Annotated in this window: 8 protein-coding genes; 3 read left to right on the top strand and 5 right to left on the bottom strand. The window is 64.1% G+C overall.

All coding sequences use genetic code 11. From position 1 onward, the window contains the following. The first annotated feature begins 269 nt into the window (after positions 1-269). The 3 genes from dbpA to GA566_RS19540 all read left to right on the top strand — a co-directional run bounded on the left by dbpA (position 270) and on the right by GA566_RS19540 (position 5,711). The gene (dbpA, locus tag GA566_RS19550; RefSeq protein ID WP_160473756.1) at positions 270-1,673 is read left to right on the top strand and encodes an ATP-dependent RNA helicase DbpA; all 1,404 of its coding nucleotides are present in this window, start codon (positions 270-272) and stop codon (positions 1,671-1,673) included. Between the two features lie 267 nt (positions 1,674-1,940). Next, positions 1,941-4,814 (top strand): autotransporter outer membrane beta-barrel domain-containing protein, encoded by a 2,874-nt coding sequence (locus GA566_RS19545; protein WP_202126839.1) that lies wholly within the window; start codon positions 1,941-1,943, stop codon positions 4,812-4,814. Between the two features lie 165 nt (positions 4,815-4,979). Then, positions 4,980-5,711, top strand: coding sequence for an ABC transporter substrate-binding protein (locus GA566_RS19540; protein WP_160473755.1), 732 nt, complete (start codon positions 4,980-4,982; stop codon positions 5,709-5,711). Positions 5,712-5,722: 11 nt separating this feature from the next. Here GA566_RS19540 and GA566_RS19535 read toward each other — a convergent pair whose 3' ends face one another. The 5 genes from GA566_RS19535 to GA566_RS19515 all read right to left on the bottom strand — a co-directional run bounded on the left by GA566_RS19535 (position 5,723) and on the right by GA566_RS19515 (position 12,533). Further along, positions 5,723-7,276 (bottom strand): DHA2 family efflux MFS transporter permease subunit, encoded by a 1,554-nt coding sequence (locus GA566_RS19535; RefSeq protein ID WP_160473754.1) that lies wholly within the window; start codon positions 7,274-7,276, stop codon positions 5,723-5,725. A gap of 51 nt (positions 7,277-7,327) precedes the next feature. Then, positions 7,328-8,572: an efflux RND transporter periplasmic adaptor subunit gene (locus GA566_RS19530; protein WP_160473753.1), complete on the bottom strand. Its 1,245-nt coding sequence runs from the start codon at positions 8,570-8,572 to the stop codon at positions 7,328-7,330. A 2-nt stretch (positions 8,573-8,574) separates the two neighbouring features. Then, positions 8,575-10,095, bottom strand: coding sequence for an efflux transporter outer membrane subunit (locus tag GA566_RS19525; protein WP_160473752.1), 1,521 nt, complete (start codon positions 10,093-10,095; stop codon positions 8,575-8,577). Between the two features lie 271 nt (positions 10,096-10,366). Then, the gene (locus tag GA566_RS19520) at positions 10,367-11,425 is read right to left on the bottom strand and encodes a lipase secretion chaperone (protein WP_160473751.1); all 1,059 of its coding nucleotides are present in this window, start codon (positions 11,423-11,425) and stop codon (positions 10,367-10,369) included. Continuing rightward, positions 11,412-12,533: a triacylglycerol lipase gene (locus GA566_RS19515; protein WP_160473750.1), complete on the bottom strand. Its 1,122-nt coding sequence runs from the start codon at positions 12,531-12,533 to the stop codon at positions 11,412-11,414. Before GA566_RS19515 ends, GA566_RS19520 begins: the two co-directional genes overlap by 14 nt. Positions 12,534-12,589 lie beyond the last annotated feature (56 nt).

Here is a 12,589-nt window from a genome sequence, read left to right as displayed (position 1 = left end):
CCTCGACAAGGCAAATTTGCCTCATGGCCGTCGATAAACCGACGCCCTTGTTATCCGCTCGCAGGACCGCGAACGTCTAGGGAGTTAATCAGACTCTTGCAACGCAGCAAAATGCAAGTTCGTTTCGAGATGTGAGTTTTGGTGCGGCAGGACACATAGTTGTGGCCTGTCGGCGTCACGCCGGAGGGAAAATACGACGTTTGAAGCGCATCGGCCCTCCTCCGGTGCAGATGGAAGGTCAGCGTCCGGCCTTGCCTCTATAATCCGGCATGACTTCTACCACCCCCACCTCCGCCACCTCTTTCGCCACGCTGCCTCTCTCCGCAGCGATGCAGGCAACCCTGGCCCAACTCGGCTACGAAGCCATGACGCCCATCCAGGCGGCCAGCCTGCCGCTGGCGCTGGCGGGTCAGGACCTGATCGCACAGGCCCGCACCGGCAGCGGCAAGACCGCCGCGTTTGCGCTGGCCCTGCTGCACCGCCTCGATCCGCGCCGCTTCGATGTGCAGGCCATGGTGCTTTGCCCGACCCGCGAACTGGCCGATCAGGTCACGCAGGAAATCCGTCGCCTCGCCCGCGCGGAAGACAACGTCAAGGTGCTGACGCTCAGCGGCGGCTCGCCGATCCGGCCACAAGCCGAGAGCCTGGAGCATGGCGCGCACGTGATCGTGGGCACGCCGGGCCGCATCATCGATCACCTGGATCGCGGCAGCCTGAACCTCGACACGATCAGCACGCTGGTACTCGACGAAGCCGATCGCATGCTCGACATGGGCTTTCATGACGACATCTCGTTCATCGCCAGCCACGCACCGAAGGAACGGCAGACACTGCTGTTCTCGGCCACGTATCCGGCTGCCATCGACAAGCTCGCCCACCGCTTCCTGCGCCAGCCCAAGACGGTGAAGGTTGCCGAGGCGCACGACGCAGGCACGATTACCCAGCGCTTCTACGAGGTACAGAACGGCGAGCGCCTCAACGCCGTGGGCCTGTTGCTCGACCATTACCGCCCGGCCACCACCCTCGCCTTCTGCAATACCAAGGCGCGTTGCAACGACCTGGCCGAACTGCTGCACGCGCAAGGCTATGCCGCACTGGCGCTGCATGGCGATCTGGAACAGCGCGACCGCGATCAGGTGCTGGTGCAGTTTGCCAACCGGAGCTGCTCGGTGCTGGTGGCGACCGACGTGGCCGCGCGCGGACTCGACATCGCGCAACTGGAAGCCGTGATCAACGTGGATGTCACGCCCGACCCCGAGGTGCACGTTCACCGCATCGGCCGCACCGGACGTGCTGGCGAAGCAGGCTGGGCCTTCAGTCTCGCCAGCCTCGACGAGATGGGCCGCGTGGGCAACATCGAGCAACATACGGGCACCACGTTCAAGTGGCATCCGCTCAGCGAACTGACGCCTTCGAACGGCGGACGCCTGCTGCCCCCGATGGTCACGCTGCAGATGCTGGGCGGGCGCAAGGAAAAAATCCGCCCCGGCGACATCCTCGGCGCACTGACCGGCGAGGCAGGCTACACCAAGGAACAGATCGGCAAGATCAACGTGATGGAGATGTCGACCTATATCGCCGTGGATCGCACCATTGGCCGCGAGGCGATGAAGCGCCTGAACGAAGGCAAGGTCAAGGGCCGCAAGGTCAAGGTGCGGATGCTGACTGCCTGAAGGTCGTTCGTCTCACCCCACCCACCCCCACCCTCCCCGCCACCATGATGCGATTCCGCCAAGCGGAATCACGTTTAGAGCGTGCGCTCTAGACCATTTGGATCATGGTGGCAACCCATTGCAACACTTCCTTCAATCACCGTCGCACGTTCGCGACAGCACATAACCCTGCTGTTTGTAGTACTTACATACGCGTCATCACGTGATCTAAGATCGCCCCCGGCTACGCTTTGTAGCTAAAACAATACAAAGAAACGGGGTAGTTCAATGAAGTCCAATTTTTGTCGTGGAATGCGGCAGGTAGCCGTGCGCGCGCCGCAAGCGTCCTCTATTACTCTGGCGGTGGCGTTGATGTTTCCGGTGGGGGCGTCGGCGGCCGAGTATCTGGTCAGCAATGAAACCGAGCTTCGCGCCGCACTGTCGGCGGCAAACTCTGACGGTGACGCCAGTGCGACGATCCGTCTAGCCAACAGTTTCACGCTGACTATCGCCACTACATTACCGGCGGCCGGCAAGCGGGTCACCGTCGATACGCAAGGCTATACGCTGACCCGGGCTTCGGGTGCCGGTGGGTTCACCGGAGACCGGACATTCAACGGCATCTATGTTGGCGCAACCGGCGCCTCGCCGGGCGGTGGTCAGGCCGTCAGCGGCGGATCTTCTATCAACAACGGCTCGATCACTGGTGGGACCGATACAGACAGCGGCGGTGCTGGTGGCACGGGTTTTGTGTTGGCGGGTAGCGCGTCGCTCACCAACAATGGCGCGATCAAAGGAGGCGGGGCCACGGCAGGCACAGGGGGTGCAGGCATCAGCGCTGCCAACGGTACCGCTGTCATCAACAGTGCATCCGGCACGATTTCCGGTGGTGACGTCAATGGCGGCACGGGGGGCGTTGGCGTCAATTTTACGGCGGCGCTTACGTCAGGCCGTCTCGTCAACCAGGGCACGATCCGCGGCGGTAGCGACTTGAGCGGAGGAACCGGTGGCGGGATCGGCGTGCGGATCGGCAACGGCACCGCCCTGTTCTCCCTCGAGAACTCCGGGGTCATCGAGGGCGGCCGAGGCGCCGCTGCGATATCGACGGCGACCAACACCAACATCACAATGGTCAACTCGGGAACGGTGCGAGCAGGTGACGGCGCCGCCAACGCGATTCAGTTCGGCACTGTGGCCAACGCCAGCGCCACGCTCGAACTGCAAGCCGGTTCCAACATCGTCGGCAACGTCGTAGCCAGCGCGCTCGGCACCAACGACACGCTCCGCCTCGGCGGCGACACCAACAGCGTGTTCGATGTCTCCACCATCGGCGACACCGCGCAATACCGTTACTTCGACAACTTCACGAAGACTGGCGCCAGCACCTGGGCGCTGATCGGCACCGGTACGGTCGCCGCACCGTGGACGGTCGATCAAGGCACGCTGCAGATCGGCAATGGCGGTACCAGCGGCAGTCTTGCCGGCAATGTGGTGGTCAACACCGGCGCCACCCTCGCCTTCAACCGGTCCGACGCCTACACCTATGGCGGCATCGTTTCGGGTGCGGGCGGTCTGGCGCAGAACGGCACGGGTACCACGGTGCTGACCGCCGCCAGCACGTACACGGGTCCGACCACGATCAACCTCGGCACGCTCGCCATCGATGGGTCGATCACGAGTCCGGTCACCGTGAACGCAGCCGGTACGTTGTCAGGCACCGGCACGATCTTCGGCGATGTCACCAACACTGGCACGGTCACGCCGGGCGGCGGCTCGGGCGTACTGACCATCGCTGGTAACTACATCGGCAATGGCGGTACGGTGCGCGTCAATACCGTGTTCGGTGGCGATACCTCGGCGACCGGACGATTGGTGGTGACGGGCGACACTTCGGGCACCAGCCAGATCCGCGCGGTCAACGTTGGCGGATCAGGCGCAACAACTAGCGATGGCATCAAGGTCATCGACGTGCAAGGCGCATCGAATGGCGCCTTCACGCTGGCGGGCGACTACACGTTCCAGGGCCAGCAAGCCGTGGTGGCCGGTGCGTACGCGTACCGCCTCTACAAGAATGGCGTGTCCACGCCGGCCGATGGCGACTGGTACTTGCGCTCGACGCTGGCCGATACGACGGTTTCCGGCAGCTCGGCTTCGACCTCAGCCGCTCCGCTGCTGGCACCGACCGTGCCGCTGTATGAAGCCTATTCGAGCGTGCTGCAACGTTTCAACGAACTGGGCACGCTGCAACAGCGCGTGGGCAATCGTTCGTGGTCGCCCAATGCGTCGGTGCAAGCCGAGCAGGACGCCGGCAAGCCGATCATCGGTCGCGGTGCCTGGGCGCGTGTGGAAGGTTCGAACACCCATATCGATCCGTCCACCAGCACGACGAGCGCAAGCTATAACGTGCGCATGTGGAAGTTCGAAGGCGGTGTGGATGCACCCGTCATCCAGAACCAGTCCGGCACGCTGGTGGTAGGCCCGACGTTCCACTACGGCATTGCCAACTCCAATGTCTCGTCGATGTTCGGCAACGGTGCGATCGATGCCACCGGCTACGGCTTTGGCGGTACGGCCACTTGGTACGGCAACAATGGCTCGTACGTGGATGCCCGCGCCACGCTGACGTGGTACGACACCGATATCCGCTCGTCGACGCTCTCGGCCAAGCTTGCCAACGGCAATCGCGGCAGCGGCGTGGCTACCAGCGTGGAAGCCGGCCATCAACTGGCACTGGGCGGCAACTGGTCCATCACGCCGCAGGCGCAACTCGCCTGGTCGCAGGTGCGCTTCGATGCGTTCACCGACCAGTACGGTGCCAACGTCTCGCGCGACAACGGCAACAGCCTGGTCTCGCGCCTGGGCGTTTCGCTGGATCACGAAACCAAGTGGACCGCCGCCAACGGCAAGACCAGCCGCTCGCATGTGTACGGCATCACCAACCTGTACTACGACTTCCTGCACGGTACCTCGGCACGCGTGGCGGATATCAGCGTGGTCAGCAAGGAACAGGCACTGTGGGCTGGCCTGGGCGTTGGTGCATCGCTGAACTGGAACGACGACCGCTACAGCGTCTACGGCGAACTGCTGGCTCGCACCAGCCTGCAGGACTTCGGCGACAGCAATGCGATTGGCGCGAAGCTGGGGGTGCGTTATCGCTGGTAAGCCTACGGCTTCTGTCGATCCCCGTGTAGATGAAAAAGCCACGTCCTTCGCGACGTGGCTTTTTTGTTCAGGCCGCTGGCCGGCATCCCATTTCCTTTCCTTCGGCCGGTCAGGCTATCCTGAGCGTCGGAATATCCGAAAAACCCGATTGAACCGCCACCGACCATGACCATCGACCAAGACATCGTCCAGGCCTTCGCGCCCACGGGCAAGCTCCGCGCCTCCATCAACCTTGGCAACCCCATCCTCGCCCACCGCACGCCGGATGGATCTGCTGGGGGCGTATCCGTGGATCTGGCCACGGCGCTTGCCGCGCGGCTCGGCGTACCGCTCGAACTGGTGGTTGTGGAGACCGCAGGCAAGTCGGTGGAGATCGTCGCGGCCGAAGACGCTGACGTCGGCTTTTTCGCCATCGATCCCAAGCGCGGCGCGAGCATCGCATTCACCGCGCCATACGTGCTGATCGAAGGCTACTACCTTGTTCGCCAGGACTCGCCGGTACAAAGCAATGCCGATGTGGACCGCGCAGGCACGCGCGTGGTGGTCGGCAAGGGCAGCGCCTACGACCTGTTCCTGACGCGCGAACTGAAGCACGCGGACATCGTCCATGCGCCGTCCTCGCAGACGGTGGTGAAGACGTTTCTTGCGAGCCAGTACGACGTGGCCGCTGGTGTGAAGCAACAGCTTGAAGCCGACATCGCAGGCATGACCGGTCTGCGACTGCTTGGCGAACGCTTCATGGTTATCCAGCAAGCCATGGGCGTGCAAAAAACGCGCGGCGACAAGGCGGCCGCCTTCCTGGCGCAATTCGTGGAAGACATGAAGGGGTCGGGACGTGTCACGGATGCCCTGCGCGACCACGGCATCCAGGGCGCGACCGTCGCGCCGCTGGCTTAGTGGCTTAACCCTCAGTGCGCCACGACCGCCGGCCCCTTGCCGTCGCCCTTGACGGGACGGGTGATCCAGATCAGCGGGATCATGACGAGATAGAGCACGGCCGATATGTAGAAGATGTCGTTGAGGCCCATCATCGCGGCCTGCGATGTCACGGTGGCATCGAACAGCGCGTGGGCCGACGCGGGATTCAGGTGTAGCAGCGACCGCACCGCATCGATCTGATGGGTGAAGATCGGATTGCCGATACTCGCCTGTTCGGTGAGCCGCACGTGATGCAGAACCGTGCGGTCGTTCCACGCATTGCCGGCGATGGAGGTGCCCACTGCCCCGCAGAACACGCGCGCGAAGTTGGAAAGTCCCGCTGCGTCGGCGATTTTTTCGGGACGCTGGCCCGACAGGATGATCGATGTGAGCGGCACGAAGAACAGCGCCATCGGAATGCCCTGCAGCAGCGTCGGCAGCACCAGGTGCCACGTATCGATCTGCGTCACGTAGTGCGTCCGCATGTAGAACACGCCCGCAAAGCCGATGAAAGACAGCGTCGCCACGGTACGCGCGTTGCTCGGCGTCAGCACCCGTCCCACGATCGGCGAGACCAGCAGCGCAAAGATCCCTAGCGGCGCGGTGACCAGGCCGGCGTCGACAGAGCGATAGCCCAGGTACTCTTGCATCCATTGCGGCAACAGTACGAGGTTGCCGAAGAACACGGCGTAGGCAATGGAAATCGCCACCGTACCGCCCAGGAAATTGCGCTGGGTGAACAGCCGAAGATCGACGATGGGGTTGGCATCGGTCAATTCCCATATCAGGAAGAGCAGGAAGCTGATGACGGCGACGATCCCCAGCACCACGATGACGGGAGAGTTGAACCAGTCGAGGTCCTTGCCCTTGTCGAGCATGACTTGCAGCGAGCCCACCCAGGCGACAAGCAGGCCCAGGCCCACGACGTCGATGGGCGTCTTGCGTGTCGGACCCTGCCGCTTGCGATACAGCATCCACGTCACAGAGGCGGCAAAGATGCCGACGGGAATGTTGATGTAGAAGATCCACGACCAGCTATAGCTATCCGTGATCCAGCCGCCAAGCAGCGGACCCGCAATGGGGCCGACCGTTGCCGTCATGCCCCACAGGGCCAGTGCCGTGGCGGACTTCTGCTTCGGATACGAGCCCAGCAGGATGGCTTGCGACATCGGAATCAGCGGTCCGGCCACTGCGCCTTGCAGCACCCGCGCCACAAGCAGGATGGGCAACGTGGGCGCGATGCCGCAGAGCCACGACGCCAGCGTGAACAGCAGGATCGACCCCACGAACAGGCGGATGTCTCCAAATCGTTGCGTCAGCCAGCCGGTCAAGGGAATCGACACGGCGTTGGCCGCCGCGAACACGGTGATCACCCACGTGCCCTGATCGACCGATACGCCCAGGTTGCCGGATATCGTGGGAATCGCAACGTTCGCAATCGAGGTGTCGAGCACGTTCATGAACGTGGCAAGTGCCACCGCGATGGTGGCCAGTACAAGCTGGCCGCCTTGCATGGGCGGGGGTGGAGCCTGGATCTGGGACATGACGGAGCCTGATGAACTTCAATGTCAAGGGACGCGCGGCAGCACGACGGATTACGTGGCGCTTGCCTTGCTGGCCGGCGCATTCCGGAGATGGCCTGCGGCGGCCTGCGATGTCCCGAGGCCGGCGTTGTCGGAGACGATGCGCGCGATCTCCGCATCGGCGTCGCTGCCGTACTTGGCGAACACGTTGGTCTCGTAGGTGGCCGGCGCCGCGTGGGCGAGCGCCCCACCACTCTGGTCGCGCACATCCACGTCAGCCTGCATCGACAACCCGATGCGCAGCGGATGCTGCTGCAGCTCGCGCGGATCCAGCGCGACGCGCACGGGTACGCGCTGCACCACTTTGATCCAGTTGCCTGTGGCGTTCTGCGCTGGCAGCAGCGAGAACGCGGACCCCGTGCCAGCGGAGAAGCCGACGACCCGGCCGTGATACACCACCGACGAACCATAGGCGTCGGACGTCAGCGAGACCGGCTGGCCCACGCGCAGATGCGCCAGTTCCACCTCCTTGAAATTTGCATCGACCCACACGTCCTGCAAGGGCACCACGGCCATGAGCGGCGTACCGGGCGACACGCGCTGGCCCACCTGTGCCGAACGCTCGGCCACATACCCCATGACCGGCGCCGGCAGGATGTTGCGGGCATTGGCGAGATAGGCGTCGCGCACCTGCGCTGCGGCGGCCTGCACATCCGGATGGGTGGCAATCGTCGTGTTGATCGTGAGCGCGCGATTCGCGGCGAGTTGCTGGCGGGCGGCGTCGAGCGCAGCCTGTGCCGTCCGGACTGCGTCGCGCGCGTGCGAGACGTCCTCCTGCGAAACCGAACCGCTTTGCGATACGGACAGCCGGCGCTTCAAATCGTCTTGTGCGCGTGCCAGATCCGACTCGCGTACCGCCACCTGTGCGGCGTATTGCGCATCGTCGACGAAGAGGCCCTTGACCTGACGCACGGTCTGCGCGAGCTTGGCCTCCGCGCGTTGCAGCGCCACGCGCGCATCGGCGCCATCGAGTTCGACGAGTGGCTGGCCTTCCTGCACCGTCTGCGTGTCGTCGGCGCGTACGGCGATGACAGTCCCGGTCACCTGCGGGGTAATCTGCACGACGTTTCCGTTCACGTAGGCGTCGTCGGTACTCTCGTGGTAGCGCGCAACGAGCAGATAGTAGGCGGCCGACCCCGCGCCAGCGCCGAGCACGGCGAGTGCGAGGAGCGCCATCAGGCGACGGCGGAGGCCGTGATTTGTCGTGGGCACTGCGGCGGGCTGTGCGGTATCGGGCTGTTGTGTGGCGGCGTTCATGTTCAGACTCCTTCTTTATTGGCATGCGCGGCTTGGTCGGGCATGGCCAGCCCGGCCGCTTGTGCGTCGAATCCGCCGCCGAGCGCGCGGATCAACGCCATTTGCTGGTCGCGGCGCTGCATCGCCAGATTGGTCACGGACTGCGCGGCGGCGAGTCGGATCTGGTCGGCCTGCAGCACTTGCAGTTGCGGCGAGAGTCCCGCCTTGTAGTTGCCTACCGCCAGCGTGTAGGCGCGTGTTGCCGCGTCCTGCGCCGTGCGGGCATCGGTCAATTGCCGATCGGTAGCGCGGATGGCCGATACCTGCGTAGCCACTTCGGACAAGGCATTGACGAGCGTCCGGTCATAGTTCGCCACGTCCGCATCGAAGTCCGCATAGCGGCTCTTCAATTGCGCGCGCAGTGCGCCGGCATCAAATATCGGTAAATGGATTGCCGGCCCCACGCTGATCTGTCGGCTCGACGCCTTCAGCAGGCGGCCCCATCCCAGCGCATCGAGCCCGAGGCTCGCGGAAAGGTTCACATCGGGATAGAACTCGGCCTTGGCTTCCTTCACGTCCTGCAACGCCGCTTCCACCTGCCAGCGTGCCGCGACGATGTCCGGGCGCCTTGCGATCAGGTCGGCAGGCAGCGCATCAGGCAGGGATACAGGCGCGCCGACGCTGAGCGTGGGTTGCGCGATTTTCAGCCCGCGATCCGGCCCTTCACCGAGCAGCGCACCCATCTGGTAGCGCACCACTTCGATTTCGCCCTCGTACTGGCTCACGCTCGCCTGGCTGGTTGCCACGTTGCTGCGGGCCGTTTGTGTCTCGACGTTCGTGTCGAGCCCGGCGGCGGCACGGTCATCGGCAATGGCGCCGATAGCCGTGCGGTCGGCCACTTCCTTGCGGGCGATCTCGCGCAAGGCATACAGTTGCGCCAGGCGGTTGTAGGTGCGGGCCACCGATGTGGCCAGCGTCACGCGGGCCTGCTGCAGATCGGCATCGGCGGCCTTCTGCTGGGACACAGCGCGCGCCACGCGGTCGCGGTTCTTGCCCCACAGGTCCAGATCCCACGACGCGCTGGCAAGGGTGCTGAAATCGCTGTACCAGTTGCCACCGAAGGGCGGCGGCGCCAGGTTCTCCGAGAGCCGCAGGCGCGTGGCCGATGCACTCGCCCCCACCTGCGGGAAGAGCGAGGCACGCGATGCGTCCACGTACGAACTCGCCTTGTCGAGCCGGGCCTTGGCTTCCGCTACGGTGGGATTGCCCCGGATCGCTTCCTCCACGAGCTGCGTGAGTTGCGGATCACCGAACTGATCGGTCCATGCCGACGACGGCCACTGGCCACCCTGCGCTGGCAGGCTGTCAGCGGTGGCGTATTGGCCCGGCGTGGCGATCTGGCTGTCACTGTGGATGCCGCCGTAGTTGACGCAGCCGGTCAAGGAGACGACGACTGCCAGCGCGGCGACGCTGGCGCAGCGCCTGGCGATGGAGGATGGATAAGGAGGCAACAGCCTCGCGTGCTCGCGCGCAGTACCAGTCATGACGGGCAACTCCGGTAGGTAGGCTTGAATCGTTGTGCGTATCGCCGGCCCCGTGTTGGATGTCATGGGTGAGCGACAATCTGCGCGCAAGATACGCCGACGCGACCGAGCAGAAGTTCCCGCTCGTGGCAGCTTTTTCGGGAAAGCACGTCAGCGCCCATGGGGGGAGCGCGGGTGACGTATGCGAAGAGAATCGAAAATCTCTCGGGATTGGGAAAGTGACGGATCGGCTGATGACACCACAGCCGTCAGAAGACATGCCGCAGCGCCGCTATGGCCCCCCGGCCCGCTTCGCTGCCGCGGCCCTGTCCATGACTTCCGCTTGCAAGGCTTCGCTGGGTAAGGAGAAAGCTCGCTGTCGCAGCGTGGCAAGCTGTTGCGCGCGGTCTTGGTCAGATAGACCAGCGACCGTTTCGATATGCGTGCGTCGGGTCGCATACTCGTCATAGCGCTGCTGCCAGGCGTGGTCGGCCTGTGCCTGTAGCTGATAGCGCTGCGCCACTTCCGGACTGAATGTCTGTGCCAGCGCTGCGCCAATCTCTTGTGCGCTATGTCCGGAAGCCTTCATGCTGGCAATGGTTTCGGTGATCGCCTGCGGCCTGGCGTTCATTTCACGCGCGGCACGGAGTGGCTCGGGCAGCGCGGCATCCAGTGCCGCCAGGCGGCGCTCCCGTTCGGCATCGTCGAGTCCGGACTGTATCGCAACCTCCAGGCGGGCGAGCATGGCGTCGTCATAGGTCTGCTCGTCGCCAAACCAGATCGACGCCACATCAGGCAGATGTCGCCACTGCACTGCGCTGCGGTCCGCAATGTGGGCGCGCAGTCGCTGTATCTGTGCTGCGTCCGGTGCGCCGGTCCCGTCGACGACAGATTGGTTCGCGGGTATCCGCTGCATCTCGGCAAGATAGGCGAGATAGCGCTGCCACAGTTGCATGGCCTGCCCGGCAGCCGGCTGCGGCACGTGCTTGCGAATATCGTCGTAGACCAACGGATCCAATGCCTGCGTGTCGCCCGAGGCATGGCGGGCACTTAGAAAGAAATCGAAGTAAGTCCGTAGGGCGCGCGTCAGACGCAGGTTGCCTCGCGCATCCGATTCCGGACCGGGCGGGATATCGACACCCGCCAGCGAGGGCATTGCGCCGATAGCAGGCATGCGCGCGGCATCCGCCAGCGGCACGGAAATGTCAGATACCGCGTCCATCGAGGATCGCGCGAGCGGTGAACGCGTTGCCGGCTCGGCAGGTAAGGTCGCCCAGTACACTGCCGCACCCGCAAGCCCACCCACCAGCAGTACCAGGGCAACCCCTGACCGGGATTCAGAGCCGGTCATTACGCAAGCGGTTGGCGTGGTTCAGGATCACCGTGCGCGGGTCCGCATCCTGGTACATGCCGAACAATTGATTGATCTGGTCAAGGTGGTTCCAGTAGTAGGAGCCGAGTTCACGACCCCACTTGCTGCTACACACTGAAACCATCCCGTCGTTGGGGCCTGATCCCTTCAGGGTCATGATGTCTGCGAACGCGGACAGCGGCAGTGTGGACAAGTCGAACAGATTGGAACGGAACACGTTGACCGGGCCGCCGTGCCCTGTCCAGGAATAGGCAGCCTGGGTGTGGGTGACGAGTTTCCCGGTTGCATCGCGCGCCTGCCTCTGCTCCACCGCGGCCCCCGGCGTATTGCAGTCAGGCCCCAATGCGGATCTGGAACCGGGCGCCAGTGTGGCGTCCAGGCGCACGTTCTGCGCGGCGGCCCCTTGCGTGGTCAGGACCTGCAAAGCGGCTGGGCTGTTCTGATCCCACATTTGTCCGTTGACGACGCCATTCATCCAGCCCAAGGCATTGGCCACACCCTGAACCATGCCGACCAGCACCGGTCCCGCCACCGGAACGCTGCCGACACCGCTGATCAGGCTATCGATGACATCGAAGAATTCGCTGCCGCGATTTGGGCTGCCAATGGTGGTTACCGACGCAATATCCTGCGGTGACATGGCCGCTGCCACACGCACCGTTGTGCCGCCCTGGCTATGGCCGATGAGATTGACCTTGTCAGCGCCGGTCTCCAGCTTCACCGCGCGTACGTACGACTGCAATGCCAACGCGCGCTCTTCATCGCTATTGAACGAGGGCACCGTGGCCACGTATACCGTGGCGCCGTTGGCACGCAACACTTTGGGAATACCGTACCAATAGTCGATGACGCCGGCTATCTTTGCCGCGGCCGTCACGCCATGAACCAGGACGATCGGGTAGCGCGTCTTTGCATAGTCAGCGCTGCTTGCCGTGGCGCTTGCCGGCCCCGCCATGGCGATGGCTGCTGCAGCGACGGCTGAAAGCCCGGCAATGCGCCCTGCGGCGGCTCGTTTTTCAGGCGCACGGACGCCATCGCCATGCTGTTCCCGCGCTCTGATTGGTTCCAGGTGAATGCACTGTTTCATCTCTGTTCTCACTGAGGACGTTCATGTGAAGAAGGCCGAGGATCACCATACATAAA

This window comes from Cupriavidus sp. SW-Y-13, assembly GCF_009793345.1.
GTDB lineage: Bacteria > Pseudomonadota > Gammaproteobacteria > Burkholderiales > Burkholderiaceae > Cupriavidus.
This window is presented reverse-complemented; position numbering and strand designations above follow the sequence as displayed.